The sequence below is a fragment of the Pseudomonas sp. FJ2-5-13 genome, assembly GCF_029201605.1.
Taxonomy (GTDB): domain Bacteria; phylum Pseudomonadota; class Gammaproteobacteria; order Pseudomonadales; family Pseudomonadaceae; genus Aquipseudomonas; species Aquipseudomonas lactis.
Genome location: NZ_CP104045.1, coordinates 2,301,524 through 2,322,456 on the forward strand (window position 1 = coordinate 2,301,524; position 20,933 = coordinate 2,322,456).

At 60.6% G+C, this 20,933-nt stretch carries 17 protein-coding genes; 6 read left to right on the forward strand and 11 right to left on the reverse strand.

The features are described 5' to 3' along the window. Window positions 1–174 precede the first annotated feature (174 nt). Window positions 175–1,104: a LysR family transcriptional regulator gene (locus tag N2A98_RS10375; RefSeq protein ID WP_275623364.1), complete on the reverse strand. Its 930-nt coding sequence runs from the start codon at window positions 1,102–1,104 to the stop codon at window positions 175–177. A 108-nt stretch (window positions 1,105–1,212) separates the two neighbouring features. On the opposite strand from N2A98_RS10375, the gene N2A98_RS10380 reads away from it, so the two are divergent. Together N2A98_RS10380 and N2A98_RS10385 are read left to right on the forward strand one after the other, a co-directional pair. Beyond that, window positions 1,213–2,712 carry a CoA-acylating methylmalonate-semialdehyde dehydrogenase gene (locus N2A98_RS10380; protein WP_275623365.1) on the forward strand — a complete coding sequence of 500 codons (1,500 nt, stop codon included), beginning with the start codon at window positions 1,213–1,215 and terminating at the stop codon, window positions 2,710–2,712. Window positions 2,713–2,886: 174 nt separating this feature from the next. Next, window positions 2,887–3,663 (forward strand): ABC transporter substrate-binding protein, encoded by a 777-nt coding sequence (locus N2A98_RS10385; protein ID WP_072435616.1) that lies wholly within the window; start codon window positions 2,887–2,889, stop codon window positions 3,661–3,663. A gap of 159 nt (window positions 3,664–3,822) precedes the next feature. Here the strand turns inward: N2A98_RS10385 and N2A98_RS10390 are convergent, their stop codons facing one another. The 8 genes from N2A98_RS10390 to xylA all read right to left on the reverse strand — a co-directional run bounded on the left by N2A98_RS10390 (window position 3,823) and on the right by xylA (window position 13,147). After that, a complete protein-coding gene (locus tag N2A98_RS10390; protein ID WP_078467762.1) occupies window positions 3,823–4,449 on the reverse strand; it encodes a PAS domain-containing protein in 627 nt (208 codons plus the stop codon). Then, the gene (locus tag N2A98_RS10395; RefSeq protein WP_047710592.1) at window positions 4,449–5,582 is read right to left on the reverse strand and encodes an FAD-binding oxidoreductase; all 1,134 of its coding nucleotides are present in this window, start codon (window positions 5,580–5,582) and stop codon (window positions 4,449–4,451) included. Before N2A98_RS10395 ends, N2A98_RS10390 begins: the two co-directional genes overlap by 1 nt. Window positions 5,583–5,699: 117 nt before the next feature. Then, a complete protein-coding gene (locus N2A98_RS10400) occupies window positions 5,700–6,641 on the reverse strand; it encodes an ornithine cyclodeaminase family protein (protein ID WP_275623366.1) in 942 nt (313 codons plus the stop codon). Between the two features lie 245 nt (window positions 6,642–6,886). After that, entirely contained in the window at window positions 6,887–7,195 is a 309-nt protein-coding gene (locus tag N2A98_RS10405; RefSeq protein WP_003190524.1) for a hypothetical protein, read from the reverse strand. A gap of 845 nt (window positions 7,196–8,040) precedes the next feature. After that, complete coding sequence (locus tag N2A98_RS10410) at window positions 8,041–9,177, reverse strand: sugar ABC transporter permease (RefSeq protein ID WP_275623367.1); 1,137 nt, start codon at window positions 9,175–9,177, stop codon at window positions 8,041–8,043. Next, window positions 9,178–10,731: a D-xylose ABC transporter ATP-binding protein gene (gene xylG / locus N2A98_RS10415; RefSeq protein ID WP_275623368.1), complete on the reverse strand. Its 1,554-nt coding sequence runs from the start codon at window positions 10,729–10,731 to the stop codon at window positions 9,178–9,180. Continuing rightward, complete coding sequence (xylF, locus tag N2A98_RS10420; RefSeq protein WP_103452539.1) at window positions 10,728–11,729, reverse strand: D-xylose ABC transporter substrate-binding protein; 1,002 nt, start codon at window positions 11,727–11,729, stop codon at window positions 10,728–10,730. Before xylF ends, xylG begins: the two co-directional genes overlap by 4 nt. A gap of 101 nt (window positions 11,730–11,830) precedes the next feature. Continuing rightward, a complete protein-coding gene (gene xylA / locus N2A98_RS10425; protein WP_275623369.1) occupies window positions 11,831–13,147 on the reverse strand; it encodes a xylose isomerase in 1,317 nt (438 codons plus the stop codon). A 213-nt stretch (window positions 13,148–13,360) separates the two neighbouring features. Here xylA and N2A98_RS10430 point away from each other — a divergent pair, with 213 nt between their 5' ends. The 4 genes from N2A98_RS10430 (at window position 13,361) to N2A98_RS10445 (ending at window position 17,074) form a co-directional block, all read left to right on the forward strand. Continuing rightward, window positions 13,361–13,843, forward strand: a complete 483-nt coding sequence (locus tag N2A98_RS10430) for a hypothetical protein (RefSeq protein ID WP_069558642.1) — start codon at window positions 13,361–13,363, stop codon at window positions 13,841–13,843. 62 nt (window positions 13,844–13,905) lie between these two features. Next, on the forward strand, window positions 13,906–15,318 hold the full coding sequence (locus N2A98_RS10435) for a PAAR domain-containing protein (protein WP_078802913.1): 1,413 nt from the start codon (window positions 13,906–13,908) through the stop codon (window positions 15,316–15,318). After that, window positions 15,315–15,704 (forward strand): hypothetical protein, encoded by a 390-nt coding sequence (locus tag N2A98_RS10440; RefSeq protein WP_069558644.1) that lies wholly within the window; start codon window positions 15,315–15,317, stop codon window positions 15,702–15,704. The genes N2A98_RS10435 and N2A98_RS10440 overlap by 4 nt, the downstream gene beginning before the upstream one ends. A gap of 194 nt (window positions 15,705–15,898) precedes the next feature. Then, on the forward strand, window positions 15,899–17,074 hold the full coding sequence (locus N2A98_RS10445; protein ID WP_275623370.1) for a XylR family transcriptional regulator: 1,176 nt from the start codon (window positions 15,899–15,901) through the stop codon (window positions 17,072–17,074). Here the strand turns inward: N2A98_RS10445 and N2A98_RS10450 are convergent. Then, window positions 17,071–18,333 carry a carbohydrate porin gene (locus N2A98_RS10450; protein WP_275623371.1) on the reverse strand — a complete coding sequence of 421 codons (1,263 nt, stop codon included), beginning with the start codon at window positions 18,331–18,333 and terminating at the stop codon, window positions 17,071–17,073. The two genes, N2A98_RS10445 and N2A98_RS10450, sit on opposite strands and share 4 nt — an antisense overlap. 57 nt (window positions 18,334–18,390) lie before the next feature. Beyond that, window positions 18,391–20,799 carry a glucose/quinate/shikimate family membrane-bound PQQ-dependent dehydrogenase gene (locus N2A98_RS10455; RefSeq protein ID WP_069558646.1) on the reverse strand — a complete coding sequence of 803 codons (2,409 nt, stop codon included), beginning with the start codon at window positions 20,797–20,799 and terminating at the stop codon, window positions 18,391–18,393. Window positions 20,800–20,933: the final 134 nt, after the last annotated feature.

The following is a 20,933-nucleotide window of genomic DNA, read 5'->3' on the forward strand; positions in this document are numbered from 1 at the left end:
TGAGATCAAGATCACAAGCAGATCAAGAGCGGCTCGCTTCGCATCGTGGATACCCATGCTTTCGCATGGTCTATTCACACTATCCCATCAATCAGAATATGCGTCTGCCCGCGGCTGCAGCGCTCGATGCGCACCTTGCAGCTGTCGGCGACGGTGGATTTTTAATCCTTGAGCCTAGCGGAACCCACCCGAGAGCTTGTCTTTCAGGTAGCTGACCAACGCACTCACCGATTTGGGCACATGGGGTGAGTAGGGCCGTATCAGATAGATCTCATCGGCAAACGCGCCTTTGAGTGTCCAGTCCTTCAATACCTGCACCACTTTGCCCGCGTTCAGCGCCGCCTGGGCGCTGAAGTCCGGGAGCAGGGCGATGCCCAGGTGGTTGAGTGCGGCGTCGCGCAAGGCTTCGCTGTTATTGGTGGCGAAGCTGCCGGCGATGGGCACGGTGAGGCGCTCGACGGGGTGGCTGCCGCGCTCGAAGGTCCAGGCGGGCTGGTCGGTGCCGCGTGGGTAAAACAGGCAGTTGTGCGCCGACAGGTCGCCCGGCTCGCGAGGTTCGCCGTGGCGTTGCAGGTAATCATGGGTGGCGACCAGCACTGAGGTGGTGTCGCACAGCTTCCAGGCCACGTGGGTTTCGGGCACCTGGAAGCCGTGGCGCACCGCCAGGTCGTAACCTTCGGCGGCCAGTGAGCTCAAGGCATCGGAGACGTCCAGTTGGATACGCACCTGGGGGTACTGCTGCAAAAAGCCGGACAGGTGCGGCACCAGTTGTTGCCGGGCGAAGGCCACGGGAGCGGTCAGGCGCACCAGCCCGCGTATTTCCCCGACCGAGTCGCGCACCGAGGAAAAACTACGGGCGATCTGCGCGTAGGCGCTGCGTACTTCCCGAGTCAATGACAGCCCCGCATCGGTCAGCCGCACGCTGCGGGTGGTGCGCGTTACCAGGCGCGTGCCGGTGGCCTTTTCCAGGTCGGAAATGCGCTGGCTCACCGCTGACTTGCTCACCCCCAGGCGCGCGGCGGCGGCGGTGTAGGTGCCGTGTTCCTCCAGCACCGACAGCCAGTGAATGTGGGTCCACAGCCCTTCAATCTCAGCCTTTTCCATGGGTGTATTGTTCGCCTGTAAGGACAATAAGTTCTGGATTCTGCTCTGGTTAGGAACAAAGCGAAAGCCTATCGTGTGGCCCAACGCTACCCACCTGGATCGACTGCCATGACTGCAACCATCGAGCACTACATCAACGACCAGCGCGTCAGCCGCGATGACCGTTATCAGGACGTCTACAACCCGGCCACCGGCGAAGTCACCGCGCGCGTGGCCCTGGCCAGCCGCCAGACCGTGGCCGAAGCCGTCGCCGCTGCCCACGCCGCGTTTGCCGGCTGGGCCGACACCCCGCCGATCCGTCGCGCCCGCGTGTTGTTCGAATACCTGCACCTGTTGCGCGAACGCAAGGACGACCTGGCGCGCATCATCGTTGCCGAGCACGGCAAGGTCTTCACCGATGCCCAGGGCGAAGTCGACCGTGGCATCGACATTCTCGAATTCGCCTGCGGCATTCCCAACCTGCTCAAGGGCGAACACTCCGACCAGGTCTCCCGTGGCATGGACAACTGGACGATGCGTCAGCCCCTGGGCGTGGTCGCCGGCGTGACGCCGTTCAACTTCCCGGTGATGGTCCCGATGTGGATGTACCCCATCGCCATTGCGGCGGGTAACACCTTCATCCTCAAGCCCAGCCCTACCGACCCAAGCGCTTCGCTGTTCATGGCCGAGCTTCTGCACGAGGCCGGCCTGCCCAAGGGCGTGTTCAACGTGGTGCAGGGTGATAAAGAGTCGGTGGACGCGCTGATCGAACACCCGGACGTCAAGGCCGTGAGCTTCGTCGGCTCCACGCCGATTGCCCAATACATCTACGAGAGCGGTGCCCGCAACGGCAAGCGCGTGCAAGGCCTGGGCGGGGCGAAAAACCATATGGTGGTGATGCCCGACGCCGATATCGAACGCACCGTGGACGCGCTGATGGGCGCCGCCTACGGTAGTGCGGGCGAGCGCTGCATGGCGATCTCGGTGGCGGTGCTGGTAGGCGACGTGGGTGACAAAGTCATCGCTGCCTTGACCGAGCGCGCCAAGACGTTGCGCATCACCGATGGTCGCGATTTGAAAGCCGAGATGGGCCCGATCGTGTCGCGGGCCGCGCTGGAGCGCATCAGTGGCTACATCGAGCAGGGCGTACACGCCGGCGCGCAGTTGTTGCTTGATGGCCGTGACTACGTGCCCACCGAACCCGGCCTGGAAAACGGCTTCTGGCTCGGCGCGACCTTGTTCGACCATGTGACCCAGGACATGAGCATCTACCGCGAAGAAATCTTCGGCCCGGTGCTGACCTGTGTACGCGTGAACGATTTTGCCGAGGCGGTGAAGCTGGTCAACGACCACGAGTTCGGTAACGGCGTCAGCTGCTTCACCCGCGATGGCAACATTGCCCGTGAGTTTGCGCGGCGCATCGAAGTGGGCATGGTCGGTATCAACGTGCCGATCCCGGTGCCCATGGCCTGGCACGGTTTTGGGGGGTGGAAGAAGAGCCTGTTCGGTGACATGCATGCCTACGGCACCGAGGGCGTGCGCTTCTACACCAAGCAGAAGTCGATCATGCAACGCTGGTCGGAGAGCATCGAGCAGGGTGCGGAGTTTGCGATGCCGGTGTCCAAGTAGGGTTTAAGCTGCATTGCAGGATCTGATGTGGGAGGGCTCAAGCCCTCCCACTTTTTTTTTGCCTGTTGACGGGCAAACACATAAAAGTCCAGTATGGAATTATAAGTACAAAATAGTCGCTGCACGTTTTTCTTCACTCTTGCCAAACCAACAACAACTTGCGAGAACCCCCTCATGAAGAAACGCTATCTCCTTCCCGCCCTGGCCCTGAGCCTGTTCGCCTCCAGCCACTTGCTGGCCGCTGAGAAAACCCTGCGTATCGGCATTGAGGCCGCTTACCCACCGTTCGCCTCCAAAACCGGCGACGGCAAGATCGTCGGTTTCGACTACGACATCGGCAACGCCCTGTGCGCGCAAATGAAGGTCAAGTGTGTATGGATCGAAGGCGAGTTCGACGGGCTGATTCCGTCCCTCAAGGTCAAGAAGATCGACATGGCGTTGTCGTCCATGACCATCAACGAAGACCGCAAGAAGTCGGTGGATTTCACCCACAAGTACTACTTCACCTCGTCGCGCCTGGTGATGAAGGACGGCGCGGTGGTGGATGACCAATACGCCAGCCTCAAGGGCAAGAACGTCGGCGTACAGCGCGCCACCACCACCGACCGCTATGCCACCGAGGTGTTCGAGCCCAAGGGCATCAACGTCAAGCGCTACAGCAATAACGAAGAAATCTACATGGACCTGGCAGCGGGGCGCCTGGATGCGATCTTTGCCGACACCATCCCCCTGAGCGACTTCCTGTCGATGCCGCGCGGGCAGGGTTATGCCTTTGTTGGCCCGGAGCTCAAGGACCCGAAATACGTGGGCGAGGGCGCCGGTATTGCGGTGCGCAAGGGCAATGGCGAGTTGGTCAGCGAACTGAACGCGGCCATCGACGGCATTCGCGCCAGCGGCGAATACCAGAAGATTTCACAGCAGTACTTCAAGGCCGATATCTACGGCGACTGACCTAAGGAAATACGCGGTCAATGTGGGAGCTGTCGAGCTTTAGCGAGGCTGCGAAAGCGGTGGGTCAGGCGATGAAAATGTTGACCTTGCCGGCCCCTTCGCAGCCTCGCTGGGGCTCGACAGCTCCCACAGGGGATTAGCGTTGTGGTCAGAAGGGGGTCAACCCTTGAGTTCCTTCAAATGCTTGTAGACCGTCGCCCGCCCCATGCCCAGCACATTGGCCACATAGTTGGAGGCGCTCTTGCCCTTGAATGCCCCCTCGGCATGCAGCGCCAGCACCAGTTCGCGTTTATGGTCGCGGGTCAACAGGTTCAGGCTCAACTGACGCTCGCGCAGCCAGGCATGCAGGAAGGTGTTGATGCGCTCCTGCCAGTCATCACGGAACAGCGCGTCCGGCTGAGCAATCAGCTTGCTCGGCGACAGGAACATATCCAGCGCCGCTTTGGCCGTTTCGAACATTGAAATATTCAGGTTGATGCACAGCACCGCCAGCCTGCGCCCTTTGTGGTCGTGCAGCACGGTGCTCAGGCTGCGGATTTTCTGGCCGTCCCAGTTGAGCTTTTCATAAGGGCCTATATTCACCTCGCTGACGTCACCGTCGAGCATGTCCTCCAGGGATGAGTCGTCACCCAGGCTGCGCTTGGACAGGTTATTGGCGATGTAATCCACGGTTTGCGTGCGCAGGTCGTGCAGCACCACTTCTGCATGGGGAAAGAACAGCGTGGCGATTGCATCGGCAATCGCGCGGAAGTTCTGCATGACCTTGTCTTGTTCAGCAGTGTTCATCAATGGGGCTCCAGGCGGACCGGGGAGAGCATACCAGCGTCCAGACCGAACCGCGTCAGTGCCTCGGGCAGCGGTTCGCCGCGCACCAGGGCCGCGCTTGCCTGGCCCATGGCGGGTGAGGTCTGGATGCCGTAGCCGCCTTGCGCCGCCACCCAGAACAGCCCCGGTACTTGCGGGTCAAAGCCCGACAGCAAATCACCGTCCTGCACAAAACTGCGCAAGCCCGCCCAGGTGCGCGTGGGGCGGCGGATAGTCAGGGTGGTGGCTTCCTCGATCTGGTAGATGCCCATGGCAATATCCAGCTCTTCGGGTTGTACATCCTGGGGTTCTACCGGGTCGGCGTTGGCTGGCGAGCCGAGGAACATGCCGGCATCGGGTTTCATGTAGAACGCTTCGTCGAGGGCCACCAGCATCGGCCAGTCGTGGCTGTCCACGCCGTCGGGGCCGGCGAAGATAAAGGCCGAGCGGCGCTTGGGCTGCAAGCCGATGGACGCCGCGCCCGCCAGCCCGCCGATATGGTCGGCCCAGGCGCCGGCGGCGTTAATGATGACCGGCGCAGTGTAGATAGCATCCTGGGTGCGCACCTGCCACAGGCCGTCGGCGTCGCGGCTCAAGCCCAGCACATGGCTGTCGGTGCGCACGTCGCCCTGGTTGCGGCGGATACCGCGCAAGTAGCCTTGGTGCAGGGCGTCGGTGTCGATGTCGCAAGCGGTGGGGTCGTAGATAGCCCCGTGGACTTTTTCACGGCGCAGGATCGGCAAGCGTGCACAGGCTTCGTCGGCCGTCAGTCGCTGCACCTGCTCTACGGTGGCCTTGGCGCTCAGGTACTGGCTGTCGAGTTCGGCCGGGTCGCCGTTGAAATCCACGGTCATTTCGCCTCGGGGCGTCAGCAGTGGGTGTTCGCAGAAGCCTGCGGGTGGCTGGTCGAAGAAGGCCCGGCTGGCCAAGGTCAGCGCGCGTACCTGCGGGGTGCCGTAAGCGGCGGTATAGAGCGCTGCCGAACGCCCGGTGGAATGATAGGCCGGGTGGTTTTCACGCTCCAGCACCAACACCTTGCCGTGCTGCGACAACCAGAACCCGGTGGACGCGCCGGCAATGCCGCCGCCGATAATGATGAAGTCTGCGTGGCTCATGAAGAACTCCTGAAATAAGCATTGTAGGAGCGAGCTTGCTCGCGAAAAACGTTAACGATAACGCGCCCATCCTGTGTAAACGCAGTGCCTGTGAGGTCTTCGCGAGCAAGCTCGCTCCTACAGTTTGTAGAGGGCATTGGCCAGGGCGATGTCTTCCAGGCCCAGGCCGATGGAGCGGAAAAAGACGTGACGGTCGTAGGTCGGGCGTTGGGCCATGTCGCTGAACAATTCGGGCAAGTCGCCGACAATCGTGCGTTTGTCCCAGCCGTGCTGTTCGCTGGCGATCAGCATCTCACCGGCCGAATCCGGCGTGGTCTGGCGGTAGTCGCAGAACACGTGCATCTGGTTGAGGCAGTGTGGCGGCACTTCATGGGCACGCGGAGCGTTGGTGCTGATGGAGGTGATCAACGCGGGTTTGCTCAAGCGTGACGGGTCGATGACCGGGCCGGCGGACGAGGTGCACAGCAGGATCACATCCGCGTCTTCCAGGGCGGCCTCGCAGGTGGCGGCGAGGGTCAGGCGCGGGTCCAGGCAGGCCCACTGCATACGCGTTTCGGCGCTGGCGCTGCCCAGGCTCGGCGAGTACAGGCGGATTTGCTGCCAGTCGCGCAGGTTCTGTACGTAACGCAGGTGCGCCTGGGCGACCTTGCCGCTGCCGATGATCGCCAGGCGTTGCGCCGCCGCCGGGGCCAGCGCATCCACCGCCAAGGCCGTGGTGGCGGCGGTGCGGGCAGTGGTCAATTCAGCGGCATCGCACAACAGCAACGGCTGGCCGCTGTGCATCGACATCAACAGGGTCCAGGCCGTCACCAACGGGCCTTGCTCGCGCACGATGTAGGGCGAAGTCTTGACCCCGTACACCCCGTCTTCGGCCAATACGCCCAAGTAGTTGATGAAATCCCCGGCACCCTGGGGAAACTCCACCAATTGTTGCGCCGGCTGCACCGCTTGCCCGGCGGCGAGGTCGCAAAACAATTTGCGCAGGATCAACGGCACGTCGACTTGAGCCAGCAGGGTGCGGGCCTGGGCCTGGTCGATAACGAGGGGCGTCGTGGACATTGGGTTCTCCGGATAAACTAATTTGTCCATTATGGACTTTTAGTTTTTATCCGCAATAACCCGAGGGAAAAATGAGGCTGATGAGGGCTGTCCCCCCACCCATCGTAGGAGCGAGCTTGCTCGCGAAAAACGTCAACGATAACGCGTGCTTCCTGAATAAACGCGGCGCCTTTGCGTTTTTCGCGAGCAAGCTCGCTCCTACAGGTGGTACTAAGGCTTGTGCCCTCCCACAGTTTTAAGCGCGTTTAGGCAGTGGCCTTGGTGCCGGTCAGGCACTCGATGGAGCGATCTACCGTGGTTTTTGCAATTTCCAGCAAATGCCACACCGCCAGGATCTTCGCCCGTTCAGGGCTTTGCAGCAGCTCACCGCAATCCAGCGCCGTGGCAGAGGCACTGTCGAGCAGGCTGGCGGTGTAGAGCAGGGCGTCTTCGAAACTCAGGTCTTCGTTGACACAGTGGAAGCCTTGGGTAGGCAGGTAATGGTCGATGGCGCGGTTGAACGCGGCGCGGTCTTTTGCGGGATCGATGGGTGGATCAGGTAGTACTTTATTCATGGTATAGCTCCGGAATGATCATGGAGCCGACACGCTTCGCGACTAAACGTAGGGTGGCGGCTGTACGCAGGTTAGTCGACCGGTCCAGAGCATCCGGCGCACCCGAAGGCGCCCCGCGCACAGCCACCATAAAAACGTTATGGGACCAAACGCTTGCTCGAATGCGGGCGACTAAACCCGATCACTGATTTGGCAGTGACGGACCGCAGACTAGCCACCGATTCCAGCAGGCACAAGGCGGCAAGGATTGTCTAGGAAACGTCCTGCAATTTAAAGGGACACGCCTTGCTGGCCCTTTACAAACCATGACCAAATGCCACTAACCCACGCGTGCAATACGATCAATGTGGCTTGCCTGCGATCGCCGCTAACCACGATGCGAAGCGAGCCGCTCTTGCTCTTGATCTGCTTGTGATCTTGATCTCAGGCGCCCCGTTAAACCACGCTGGCCGGAATTCGACAGGGATTTGGGGGGTAAACCGGCAGGGATGCCGGTTTAGCCGCCCCGCGCCATGGATGGCGCGTGGCGGCGGCCCCCCAAATCACTGGCGGATTACGGGCACACCGAGCCTAGGCGAGGTGCCGAGTGGTGGGGCAAGAGCGTTTTGCTTACTTTTGCGCTTCTCAAAAGTGAGCCGCCGTCAGGGCGGAACCCTAAGTAGCCGTTACCTAAATAACGGATATGTACCCGGTCCAACTGTGTTGACTGTCAGGCCGCCTTCGCGAGCAAGCCCGCTCCCACAGTGGGATCATTGGAGTGTCAGGCAGATAGATGTCGACTGTTAGGCCGCCATCGCAGGCAAGCCAGCTCCCACAGGGTAATCAGTGGTGCTCTGGCGGATAACTTACCGCCTGCCCGAGCGCGTACTCACATCCACCCACACCGCCAGCACCAAAATGCTGCCCTTGACGATCATCTGCCAGTAGCTGTCCACATCCAGCATCGACATGCCGTTATCCAAACTGGTAATCACCAACGCCCCCAACAACGCGCCATACACCGTGCCCGACCCACCGCGCATCGAAGTGCCGCCAATAAAGCACGCCGCGATGGCATCCAGTTCACCCATGTTGCCCGCCGACGGCGAACCCGCCGCCAGCCTTGCGGTATTGACCAGGCCAGCCAGCGCGCACATCACCCCCATGATGCCGAAAATCCACAATTTCACCGCTTGCACATTGATACCGGACAGCCGCGTGGCCTCCATATTGCTGCCCACCGCATACACGCGGCGGCCGAACACGGTCTGGTGCGTGACATAGCTGAACACCCCCAGCAGCGCCAGCAACAGCAGCACCGGCACGGGGATGCCGTCGTAGCGGTTGAGGGTGGTGACAAAGCCTGCGAGCACCGCGCCAATCAGCACCACGCGCAGTGCGTCGCGCAGCAGTGAATGCGCAGCCAGCCCGTGCAGCGCACGGTTGCGCCGTTGTTTCCAGGTGAGGAACAGCGTCAGGGCAAACAGCAACGCTCCAAGCCCGATACCGACGCTGTGGGGCAAATACCCCTGGCCCACATACACCAGCGAAGGCGACACGGGCGCAATGGTGGTACCACCGGTAATCCCCAGCAGAATCCCGCGAAACGCCAGCATCCCGCCCAGGCCGACGATGAACGAGGGAGTGCGCAGGTAAGCGGTCATATAGCCGTTGGCCAGGCCGATCATCAAGCCGCACAGCGCCACCAGGCTCAGGTTGGCCAATAGCGGTACGTGATAAACCACATCCAGAATCGCCGCCAGCCCACCCAGTAATCCGAGCAGCGAGCCCACCGACAAGTCGATCTCGCCGCTGATGATCACCAGCACCATGCCGCACGCCAATATCCCGGTGATCGACATCTGCCGCAGCAGGTTGGAGAGGTTGCGCGGCGTGAGAAAACCACCCTCGGTCTGCCAACTGAAAAACAGCCAGATGAACGCCACGGCGATCACCAGCGCGAGCATTTTGTAGCGGGTAAATAGGTGTTTGACCTGGTTCATCTACGCGGTCTTCCGATCATTATTGTTGTGGCTGAGCGCAGCGGCGAGCACCTGTTCCTGGGTGAGCCCGCCATTGATGAAATCCCCGCGCAACTGGCCGTCACCAATCACCAGCACGCGGTTGGACACGCCGAGCACCTCGGCCAATTCCGAGGAGACCATGATGATCGACACGCCTTCGGCCGCCAGCGCGCCCATCAGTTTGTAGATCTCGTACTTGGCGCCCACGTCCACGCCGCGTGTGGGTTCGTCGAGGATCAGCACCTTGGGCTTGGCCATCAGCATTTTCGCCAGCACAGCCTTTTGCTGGTTGCCGCCTGAGAGGCTGGTGATCGGCAGCGATGGGCTGGCGGTCTTGAGGTGCATGCGGCTGATCTGCTGGTCGATGCTGCCCAGTTCGGCCTCGGCGTTGATGCGGGTCAGGTGCGCGTAGGTGTCGAGCACCGCCAGGGTGATGTTCTGGCCCACGCCCAGGTCGGGGATGATGCCTTGGCGCTTGCGGTCTTCGGGCACCATGCACAGCCCGGCGCGGATCGACTTGAGCGGCGTGCGCGTGTCGATCACCTGACCCTCCAGCCACACCTCGGCGCTGTAGCGCCCGGGGTAGGCACCGAACAACGCCGACACCAACTCCGTGCGCCCGGCGCCCACCAAGCCGGCGATGCCAAGGATTTCACCGCGCCTGAGCACGAACGAGACGTCGTCGACGCGCTTGCGCTTGGGGTTATCGACGTCGTAGCAGGTGACGTTACGCGCTTCGAAGATCACCTCGCCCACTTCATGGTGCTCGATGGGGAAGAGGTTGCTCATTTCGCGGCCGACCATCTGCGTGATGATCCGGGGGATGTCCATGTCTGCCATGGCGGTGGTTGCGATGTGCTTGCCGTCGCGAATCACCGCAATGGTGTCGCACACCGCCGCCACTTCATCGAGCTTGTGGGAGATGTACACGCAGGCCACGCCCTTGGCCTTCAGGCCCTTGATAATGTCCAGCAACACCTCGATTTCGCCACGGGTCAAGGCCGAGGAGGGCTCGTCAAGAATCAACAGGCGTGCCTGTTTGTTCAGGGCTTTGGCGATCTCCACCAGTTGCTGGTAGCCGCCGCCATACTGCGACACCGGCAGCGCCACATTCATATCCGGCACCTTGAGTTCACGCATCAACGCTTCGGCGCGGTGCAACATCGCCGGGTAGTTCATGCGCCCACCGGGCAGGGTCAGTTCGTGGCCCATGAAAATGTTCTCGGCCACCGACAGGTCGGGCACCAGGGTCAGTTCCTGATGAATGATGACAATCCCGGCGGCCTCGGTTTCGCGGATGGACTGGGCCTTGAGCGGCTGCCCATCCCAGAGGATTTCCCCCTCCCAGGTGCCGTGCGGGTAGACCGCCGAGAGCACCTTCATCAAGGTGGATTTACCCGCACCGTTTTCACCGCACAGGCCCACACACTCCCCAGGTTTGACCTTGATGTCGATGCCGTTGAGGGCGTTGACACCGCCAAAGCTTTTGACGATGCCGTTCATTTGTAGCAGGTAATCGGCGGCCACGGTCATTGCCCGGCGATCTGCTCTTTGGTGTAGAAACCGTCCTTTTCCAACAGGTCGATGTTGGCTTTGGTCAACGGCGTCGGCGTAAGCAGGATGGTGTCGACCTTCTTGCTGCCATTGTCATATTGCGAGCTGTAGGTCGGCTGTTCGCTGCGTGCCAACTGCACCGAAAGTTTGGCCGCTTCGGTGGCGATCAGCTTGAGCGGTTTGTACACGGTCATGGTCTGGGTGCCATCGATCACGCGCTTGATCGCCGCCAGGTCAGCGTCCTGGCCGGAGATCGGCACCTTGCCCGCCAGCTTCTGTGCGGCCAGGGCCTGGATCGCACCGCCGGCGGTGGCGTCGTTGGAGGCGACGATGGCGTCGATCTTGTTGTCGTTACGGGTCAGGGCGTTTTCGACGATGCTCAAGGCTTCGGTGGGGTTCCATTCCTTGACCCATTGCTGGCCGACGATCTTGATATCGCCCTTGTCGATGGCCGGTTGCAACACCTTCATCTGACCTTCGCGCAGCACCTTGGCGTTGTTGTCGGTCGGCGCGCCGCCGAGCAGGAAGTAATTGCCCTTGGGCGCCGCTTGCAACACGCCGCTGGCCTGCATCTCGCCGACTTTTTCGTTATCGAAGGAAATATAGGCGTCGATGTCGGCATTGAGGATCAGGCGATCATAGGACACCACCTTGATCCCGGCCTTCTTGGCTTCGGCCACCGCGTTGGTCAGCACCGTGGCGTTGAACGGCACAATCACGATCACATCCACGCCACGGGAGATGAGGTTTTCGATCTGGGCAATCTGCTTCTGTTCGTTGGCATCGGCAGACTGCACGAACACCTTGGCGTCGAGCTTTTCTGCGGCGGCGACAAAGTAATCACGGTCGCGGGACCAGCGCTCCAGGCGCAGGTCGTCGATGGAAAAACCGATTTTCGGGTGCGCAGGATCGGCCATCACCGGCAGGGCGAGCAGCGCCAGGGCTGCGGCGAGCAGGGCAGGTTTGAATGACTTCATGGTGGTGCGTCCTTTTATTGTTGTTGGAAAGACACAGCGTGGTGCGGGTTGAACTGTAGAGCGTCACTCGACGCTCTGTGCAGAGATTTGTCGTGCAAATGTCACCGATAGATAAACCGATTCACCACGCCTTCAAGCATCTCCTGGCGCCCGCTCACCGCCTGCGGGTTCAGCTCGTTGGCAAAGGCATGTTCAGCCAATGACTCCAGGCTGAATTCACCGGCCAACACCGCCTGGCCCAATGGCTGCTGCCAGCCGGCATAGCGCTGGTCCTTGAACTGCTGCAAGCGGTCGTCCTGCACCATCGCCGCCGCACGCTCCAACGCCAGGGCCAGCACATCCATGGCGGCGACATGCCCGTGGAACAGGTCCGCCTCGTCGAGGCTCTGGCGGCGCACCTTGGAATCGAAGTTATAGCCGCCGTTCTTGAACCCGCCGGCCTTGAGGATTTCGTAGGTGGCCAGGGTCATTTCCTCGACGCTGTTGGGGAACTGGTCGGTGTCCCAGCCGTTCTGCGGGTCGCCGCGGTTGGCGTCGATGCTGCCGAAGATCCCCAACGACACGGCGGTGGCGATCTCATGATGAAAACTGTGCCCGGCCAGCGTCGCGTGGTTGGCCTCGATGTTCACTTTGATCTCGTGTTCCAGGCCGTACTCATGCAGGAAGCCGAACACGGTGGCGCTGTCGTAATCGTATTGGTGTTTGGTCGGCTCCTGGGGCTTTGGCTCGATCAACAGGTCACCCTTGAAACCGATCTTGTGCTTGTGCTCCACCACCATGCGCATAAAACGCCCGAGCTGTTCGCGCTCGCGCTTGAGGTCGGTGTTGAGCAAGGTCTCATAGCCTTCACGGCCACCCCACAACACATAGTTGGCGCCCTTGAGCCGCAGCGTGGCATTCATCGCGCTGAACACCTGGGCGGCGGCGAAGGCGAACACCTCTGGATCTGGGTTGCTCGCCGCCCCGGCGGCAAAACGCGGGTTGCTGAAGCAATTGGCAGTGCCCCACAGCAGCTTGATGCCGGTCTGTTCCTGATGGCGCTCCAGGTGGTCGATCATCTGCGCAAAGTGGTTGCGGTACTCCTTGAGCGAGCTGCCTTCGGGCGCCACATCGGTGTCATGAAAACTGTAGTAGTCGATGCCCAGCTTGGAAAAAAACTCAAACGCCGCCTCGGCCTTGCCGATGGCCACCTCCATTGGATCGCCACTGCGCTGCCAAGGGCGCTTGAACGTCCCCATCCCAAACATATCCGCCCCCGGCCACACAAAGGTATGCCAATAACAGGCCGCCATGCGCAGGTGCTCCCGCATGGGCTTGCCGAGGATCAGTTTGTTGGCGTCGTAATGGCGAAAGGCGAGGGGGGATGCGCTGGCAGGGCCTTCGAAGCGAACCTTCTCGACACCGGGGAAGTACGGCATGGCGGTTTCCTTATTGTTCTGGGCGGTGGCTGGATACTAGCAACGGCACCTGGGGTGCCGATTATGAAAATCACCAAGGGGTAGTGCGATTTTGAGTGAAGGGCTCAGAACGGCTCAGGGAGTACGTGATTTAGGGAAACGTCTGACTTTACGGTGGGGGTATGCCTCTTCAAAGTTCGAGTGTCAGCTAAGACCGCCAATAAGGAAGACATCATGAACGCAACGCACTTTTCGCCATATACCAATGAAATGACGCCTGACTTACTCAATCAATTAAATAAATCACCCTTTACGGAGCAGCAGTTATCCAACTTCAATGAGCGCGCTTTGCAGCTCGTTAAGGATCAGCAGGCTTATTGCAACACTCACCCGCCTATTGCTATTTACCGAATTGCCGCCGAAGGCAGTCAGACCCGTAACGGTGGTGTCATCAAGAAAACCGCTTCGGGGCTTGAGTTCAGATTGGCCGACGGCTCGCAAGTACGTGCGGCACACAAGGGTGATTACGTGGAATATGCCGACGGCACTCAAGCGCCTATCGTGACAGGATCGGGCGAAGATAATGGCCATCTCGCGCTGGTAGGCAGTTATCTCAGCAATGGCGACCAGATTATTAATACGCCTCAAGACTCATCAATATTTATTGAGCGTCAGGGCGTTCCACTGGCGGAAGACTTTCTACCGTCTATGAAGTAGCAGGGGCGCAATGCCCTGTTGAAAATATGCCGGGACGTCCGGAGCAGATTAAGGAAAAAACAATGAGCGTAGGTTATTTCATTGGCCTGGGTGATAAAACCACCTGTGGCGGGGAAGTGCTGGACGGCGATAAAAGAATCAATATACATGGCCTTTTCCATGCGTGCGAAGGTGACCGAGTTACCTGTGGCAAGGATGGCCAAACTTATAGGATCGTCGGTGGCATTTCCTTCATGAATAGCCATGGCCGGCTTATGGCCGGTACCTTGGATAGCTACAGTGACTGTCCCTGTAAAGCCGAGCTGGTGCCTTCGGTGTTTTCAGCCAAGTATCACAGCAGAGGTGGCTCGGTGGTGAGTGCCAACAGGCAAGCCGCCGAGAAGGTCCGGCCAACGACTCACTGGGCAGCGCCGTCTCAAAACGCTTACACACCGACAAGCCATTCGGCGCCGCCCGCATTTAACAACCTCTCGAGCCAGGATCCAGGTTTTTATATCGTGCCCAAAAGCATGACTCGCGAAGCACTGGAGGCCACGCTGTTTCCAATTCGCGACCCGGCTGTGATGCGCAAGTTTCAATCACTGAACCTCAATACAAGTCACGTCAAAGCCGGCTCAATGATCGTACTCAGCGATCCGAGCAATACCTCCTGCACCTACCAGGAAGCGCAATTGATGCAGGCCGCTCGGCAGGTCGATGCCTCCCTGGATGCCTTGACGCCAGACGAGGCCGACTTCCTGTTTCGCCACGGCGCCGAAATCGCAGGTTTCATCGGCCATACCTCAACCTGGCTCGGCGTGAGTGCGGTGGTGATGGAGAAGCACCTGAGTAATCTGCGCGACACACTCCAGGCGATGGAGCGCCTGCATCAGGAAAGCTATCGGCAGCACGGCCACCTTAGATCGCCGCAGTTCTTTGCTGATCGTCAGCGGCTGATGAACCAGCTGGATGCCCATTTGCTCAACTCCACCCGTTTGCGCGGGCAGACAACTTTGGGCGATCACCCGAAGTTGAAAACGGCCCTGGGTATTTCCAGCCGCAGCTTGGTGCATCACTGGGACAAGGCGGGTGGGCCGGGGCAGATTCCGGGGTATGCCGCCCATGTGGATGCGGTCAGTCGTGCCACGAAGTATATGAAGGCAGGTGGTTATATCGGTATAGGCCTTGGTGGGGTGTCTTCGTTGTTGGCTATTCAGCAGGTGTGTAATGGTGATTCTGGTGCGGTTTGCGAGAAGGTCAAGTTTACGGAAGTAGGAAAATTTGTGGGATCTGCTTCTCTTGGAACTTTGAGCGGGGTGATGGCGGGTGCTGCCAGCGGTTCTATTTGCATGGCGATCGGCGTAGCGACTGGAGGCATCGGCGGGGTTGTTTGTGTCGCGGCTATAGTGGGAGCAGGCGCATGGGTGGGTACGACAGGAGGAGGGATGGCTGGTGAGGCTATTGGAGAAAAACTCTACGAAGTTAATCAACCATGAGCAATATCGACACGTGGTCTCCGTGGGTTGCAATCGCTTTTCTGGGCGGCCCCATGCTGCTTGCAGCTTGGACTCTTGCATACAGCCTTTACCTGACCCATCGACATTTGGATGCCATAAAAGAGGCTTTAAAGAACAGCCGTTATATTTATATCTGGGGCCCAAGTCTCGGAAAACGAGGTTTGATTTGGTCTCTCTTGGAAATGGCGAAAATCACTGGAATGATAATGTGGCCAAAAGCTTCTCTCATTCTTGGAGAATTGGACCCAGTCGATCTGAAAAATTTTCCACCTTACTTAAAGCGTCGTCTCACCGTTAATTTGAAGATAATGATCATTGCCTTCATTTGGATGTTAATCGGCGTTGCACTGCTTAAGTTCAGGTAGTTTGAAGAGCGACAAACATGACTGTAAAGCCTCGGCATTTCCAACCTCAGCCTGCCGCATCATTGGTTTCGGTTGGTACGCCGAGGTAAACCTCAGATCGAGGCACTGTTTATGCTAGCCAATTCTCCCTCCTACCCATTGAGAACCCCGACCCACCCGCCTAATCTGCACCCACCGGCCCCAGGACAAAAACAATGAAAACCCTACCGCCCGTGCACCGCATCGCCTTGCTCTTCAACGGCAGCAAAATCTACGACCGTGGCATCATCACCGGTATCGGCAATTACCTGAGCAGCACCCGCGCGTCCTGGGACTTGTTCCTGGAAGAGGATTTTCTCTGCCGTCTGCGCGGTATCGAGCGCTGGCAGGGCGATGGGATCATTGCCGACTTCGATGACCCGCTGATTGGCGAGGCGTTGGCCGGGAGCAAGCTGCCGGTGGTGGCAGTGGGTGGTTCTTATGAGGACGTCAGCGCGTACCCCAAGGGCATTCCCTATGTCGCGACCGATAACCACGCCTTGATGAAGCTGGCCTACGAACACTTGATCGAGGCCGGGCTGACGCGGTTTGCCTGTTTCAGCCTGCCCGAAGCCCAGGCCAATCGTTGGGCGCAGGAGCGTGAGAAAGCCTTTCGCGGCCTGGTGCAACGCGATGGCTTGCCGGTGGAGATCTATCGCGGCCTGGGCACCAGTGCGCCGTTGTGGGACAGCGCGGTGGAGCAGCAGATTGCCTGGCTGCACAGCCTGCCCAAGCCCATCGGTATTATCGCGGTCACCGATGCTCGTGCCCGGCAGTTGTTGCAAGCCTGCCTGACGGCGGGTATTGCGGTGCCGGAGGAGGTGGCGTTGATCGGGATCGACAACGACCCGCTGACCCGCACCCTCACGCGGGTGCCGCTCAGTTCGGTGATCCAGGGCACGGAGACCATGGGCCGCACCGCTGCAGCGCTGTTGCATCAAATGCTGCACGGCAAACCCTGCACGGGCACCCAGGTGCTGGTGCCGCCGGACGCCATTAACGTGCAGGCCTCGAGTTTGCATCAACCCCTGGGCAACCCTTACGTGATGCAGGCCTTGTTGTTTATCCGCCAGTACGCCTGCCAGGGCATCAAGACCGATCAGGTCGCCGCTTATGTTGGTGTTTCCCGCTCGTCCCTGGAAGCGCATTTTCGCAAGGCCCGAGGCTGCAGCGTGCATGATGAGATTTTGCGCTTCAAACTCGCCGCTGCCGCCAAGGGCCTGGAAAACCACAACCTTGCTATCGCCGACATTGCCGCACGCTGCGGCTTCACCTCTGCGCAGTACCTGCATACGGTGTTTCGCCGCGAATTTGGCTGTACGCCGCGTCAGTATCAGCAGGGCGCGACCTAGAACACCGCTTTGACTTGCAAGCCCAGCACCAGCGCATTGTCGATGCTCTCCCCGGAAAACGCTCCCGGCTCGATGATGTATTGCACATCCGGGCGCAAGGTCAGCCAAGGCGTGGCCTGGTAGCCATAACTGAGTTCGATCAACTGTTCAGCCGTGTCCAGGTCGGGGTAGGCCGTGCCGGCATTGAACGCTGCCAGCTCCTGCACATCGCGGCTGCGCGGGTTGGGCACCGCACGGCCATAGCCCAGGGCGACGGTATCACGCGGGCGACCTTCGAACGGCTTGTACAGCACCACGCCCGCGCCATACCACTTGGTGAACGGCGAGGCCGCTTGGCTGGCGGCAGAGTACTGGCCGAAGGCGTGCAGGCTACGGCCTTGGGATGATTGTGAGGCCCACACAGCCTGGTCGATCAAGAGGTAGTGACCGCCACGCCCGCTGACGTCCTTGTTGCTGCCAATGCGTTTTACATCGGAACTGTCGTAGTAATAACCGAGCTTGTATTCACCGGGCAGTGCGCCCGCATGCTTGTAGATAAGCTCGATGGGCACCACGGTGCCGGTGGTGTGCTTGGGCCCCAGGTGCCAGGCACGGCTGGAGTTGCCGTTGCTGGACGGGTCGACATTGAACGCCGCCACGCGCAGTTGCCAGTTGGGCGAAAAGTCGTACTTCACCCGGGCACCGAGGTGCGCATTCGGGTAGTTGGCCCAGCCGCTGCCGCCGGACATGTTCAGCGGATGCCCGCAGAAGCCGGCGTTCATGAAATTGCACAGGATGCCGCTGTCCAGGCCGCCGAGATCATTGCCCATGGCCATATAGCCCAGCTTGAGGTTCAGCGCCGGGGTGAACAGCGTGCGCTCGTAGCTCAGCTCGGTGAGGCGCGTGTAGAGGCCGCCGTAGTTTTCCTGGATCGGCAGGCGATTGCCCACCAGGTCCTCGGAGGCGCTGTTGCCGCGTCGGTCGTTGATGGTCAACTGGATGCGGTCGCCGTTGGTGAAACCGTAGAGCTTGCCCAGGTCGAACTGCACGCCGAGCTTGATATTTTGCGAATAGCGCGCCGAACGGTGCTGGCCGCCGTGGGCGTTGTAGGCGGTCTCGCCGCTGTAGTCACCGGTAAAGCGCACACCTTGCGCGTCGAGTTCGCGGCGCAGGCCGCCCCAGTCGCCGGTCAGGGTGGTGTCGTCGGCTTGAACGGGCAGGGCGGCCGCAAAGGCCAGGCCCAGCGCCAGGCGCCAGGCGGTATGAGGAGTAGGGGTCATGGGGGATCTTTCCAAACACAAAGCGCGGTGCCGGAGCACCGCGCGAACAGAGGGCGGTTACGGCAGGGCGTAGGCGATCACGTAGTCGCCACGGTCGGTGGACTGGCGTGCGCCGCCGGCGGTGACGACGATGTATTGCTTGCCGGTTTTCGGCGATACGTACGTCATCGGCCCACCCTGGCTGCCGACGGGCAGGCGGGCTTTCCAGATTTCATCGCCATTGCCGCTGTTGAAGGCGCGCAGGTAGAAGTCCTGGGTGCCGGCGATAAAGATCAGGCCGCCTTGGGTGGACAGCGTACCGCCCAGGGTCGGCAGGCCTACCTTGATTGGCAGGTGCATGCGGATACCCAGGGGGCCGGTGTCTTCAACGGTGCCCACCGGTACTTGCCAGGCGACCTTTTGCGTCTTCATGTCGATGGCGGTCAAGGTGCCGAATGGCGGCGCCTGGCACGGAATGCCGGCCACCGACAGGAAGCGGTTTTTGTTCACCGCATACGGCGTGCCCTTGAGCGGCACGGCGCCCATGCCGGTGTTCAGCGCTTCACCACCGGAAGAGGCCTGGGCCTTGTTCTGCGACGGTATCATCTGGATCCACAGGCCCAGGCGCATGTCGTTGACGAAGATAAAACCGTGCACCGGGTCGGTGGAGATGCTGCCCCAGTTCATGCCGCCCAGGGAACCGGGGAAGCTCAGGGATTTATCGGTGCCCGGCGCGGTGTACAGGCCGTCGTAGCGCATGCCCTTGAAGTCGATGCGGCACAGCAACTGGTCATACGGCGTCGCGCCCCACATGTCCGACTCGGTGAGGGTTTGTGCGCCGATCTGCGGCATGCCCACGGATTTCGGCTGGGTCAGGGAATACGGCTCGTTGGGAATGTTCGCGGCTTTGACCGGCACTTCCTGCACGTCCGTCAGCGGCTTGCCGGTGGCGCGGTCGAGCACGTAAATCTGCCCGGCCTTGGTGCCGATGACCACGGCCGGTACAGCTTTGTCGCTGCCTGGCGGGGTGAAGTCGATCAGGCTTGGCTGCATTGGCAGGTCGAAGTCCCAGAGGTCGTTGTGGACTGTCTGGTAGACCCACTTCTCGGCACCGGTGGAGGCGTCGAGTGCCAGCACCGAAGCGCCGTATTTGTGGTTGAGCTGGGTGCGTTCCACACCGTAGATATCGGTGGACGAGCTGCCCATCGGCAGGAAGACCGTGTTCATCAGCGGGTCGTAAGACATCGGCGCCCAGCTGTTCGGGGTGCTGCGCACGTAGGTGGCGTCGCCCGTCGGGGCCTGCTTGTCTTCAGGGTTGCCTGGGTCGAACGCCCAGCGCATTTGACCCGTGATCACGTCAAAGCCACGGATCACGCCACCGGGCATATCGGTCTGCACGTTGTCTGCCACGCGACCGCCGACTACGACGGTGGTGCCGGCCATCAGCGGCGCTGAAGAGAGTTGGTAGTAGCTGTCCGGCACATTGCCCAGGCCAGCTTTGAGGTCTACCTGGCCATGGGTGCCGAAGTCTTCGCAGAACTTGCCGGTGTCGGCGTCTACGGCGATCAGGCGCGCATCAATGGTGTTGGTCAACAGGCGACGCTGGCACTGCGCACCGGCAGGCACGCTGGCGGCCAGGATCGGCGAACTGTTGGGCTGGGTCGGCTGGGCAATCGGCGCGCTGGCGTCGAAATACGCCATGCCCCGGCAACGCTGCCACACTGCCGATTTGGCGTTGACTTCGTTCTTCCACAGTTCTTTGCCGGTGTCGGCATCCAACGCGATCAGATTGTTGTGCGGGGTGCAGATAAACACTTTGTTGCCGATCTGCAGGGGCGTCAGCTGGTCTTCGGCACCGTTGCCGTCGCTGATGGCCACGTCGCCGGTGTGGTAGGTCCAGGCGACTTTGAGCTTGTCGATGTTGTCGCGGTTGATCTGGTCCAGCGCGGCGAAACGGCTGCCACCTTCGGTATTACCGTAGTGCGCCCAATCTTTCTGCGCATCGGCTGCAGCCACCGGGGTCATGCCCGGGCCTGCACCAGTGGGCTTAACGCTTGGGTGCGCAACAAACATATTGCCCGCGGCCACCGCCACGCCCAGCGCCAACACGGCGGCGACGCCATAGGCACCCCGCGCCGGTTTTCCGGCCAGCAACGGATACACCAGCGCGACCACCACGCCGATCACCGCGAACATGAACAGTCGCGAGAACAGCGGCCAGTATTCCAGGCCCACGTCGGCCACTGCCCACACGGCGGTAGCCAGCAGAAACGCGGCGAACAACCAAGCGCCGGCAGGTTTGCAGCGGGCAATCAGCAGCCCGGAAATGGCCATGACCACGCCGCCGAGCAGGAAGTACCAAGAGCCTCCCAGGCTGACCAGTTTGGCGCCGCCGACGGCCAGCGCAAGGCCGAGCAGGGCGATGACGACGCCCAGGCCCAGGAGTAAGAATCTAGAGACGCCAGCGGCGCGCGATGCTCGTTTCATGTCGAATGGACTCGAGTGAGAGAGGGCAAAGACGCGATTTTAGCAAGATAAGTAACCGGTTAGTACATTTGAGTCCTGCAATAGACTGTTGCAGGTACTGCGATGATGGCCAGGGCCGCCTCTGAGGCGGCATA

Excerpts from the sequence above, each read along its gene's own strand:
- N2A98_RS10390 (WP_078467762.1), bottom strand. The coding sequence starts at position 4,449 with ATGAACACTGCTGAACAAGACAAGGTCATGCAGAACTTCCGCGCGATT.
- N2A98_RS10375 (WP_275623364.1), bottom strand. The coding sequence starts at position 1,104 with ATGGAAAAGGCTGAGATTGAAGGGCTGTGGACCCACATTCACTGGCTG.
- N2A98_RS10435 (WP_078802913.1), top strand. The coding sequence starts at position 13,906 with ATGAGCGTAGGTTATTTCATTGGCCTGGGTGATAAAACCACCTGTGGC.
- N2A98_RS10395 (WP_047710592.1), bottom strand. The coding sequence starts at position 5,582 with ATGAGCCACGCAGACTTCATCATTATCGGCGGCGGCATTGCCGGCGCG.
- xylG (WP_275623368.1), bottom strand. The coding sequence starts at position 10,731 with ATGACCGTGGCCGCCGATTACCTGCTACAAATGAACGGCATCGTCAAA.
- N2A98_RS10450 (WP_275623371.1), bottom strand. The coding sequence starts at position 18,333 with ATGACCCCTACTCCTCATACCGCCTGGCGCCTGGCGCTGGGCCTGGCC.
- N2A98_RS10430 (WP_069558642.1), top strand. The coding sequence starts at position 13,361 with ATGAACGCAACGCACTTTTCGCCATATACCAATGAAATGACGCCTGAC.
- N2A98_RS10405 (WP_003190524.1), bottom strand. The coding sequence starts at position 7,195 with ATGAATAAAGTACTACCTGATCCACCCATCGATCCCGCAAAAGACCGC.
- xylA (WP_275623369.1), bottom strand. The coding sequence starts at position 13,147 with ATGCCGTACTTCCCCGGTGTCGAGAAGGTTCGCTTCGAAGGCCCTGCC.
- N2A98_RS10445 (WP_275623370.1), top strand. The coding sequence starts at position 15,899 with ATGAAAACCCTACCGCCCGTGCACCGCATCGCCTTGCTCTTCAACGGC.
- N2A98_RS10410 (WP_275623367.1), bottom strand. The coding sequence starts at position 9,177 with ATGAACCAGGTCAAACACCTATTTACCCGCTACAAAATGCTCGCGCTG.
- N2A98_RS10440 (WP_069558644.1), top strand. The coding sequence starts at position 15,315 with ATGAGCAATATCGACACGTGGTCTCCGTGGGTTGCAATCGCTTTTCTG.
- N2A98_RS10455 (WP_069558646.1), bottom strand. The coding sequence starts at position 20,799 with ATGAAACGAGCATCGCGCGCCGCTGGCGTCTCTAGATTCTTACTCCTG.
- N2A98_RS10380 (WP_275623365.1), top strand. The coding sequence starts at position 1,213 with ATGACTGCAACCATCGAGCACTACATCAACGACCAGCGCGTCAGCCGC.
- N2A98_RS10385 (WP_072435616.1), top strand. The coding sequence starts at position 2,887 with ATGAAGAAACGCTATCTCCTTCCCGCCCTGGCCCTGAGCCTGTTCGCC.
- N2A98_RS10400 (WP_275623366.1), bottom strand. The coding sequence starts at position 6,641 with ATGTCCACGACGCCCCTCGTTATCGACCAGGCCCAGGCCCGCACCCTG.
- xylF (WP_103452539.1), bottom strand. The coding sequence starts at position 11,729 with ATGAAGTCATTCAAACCTGCCCTGCTCGCCGCAGCCCTGGCGCTGCTC.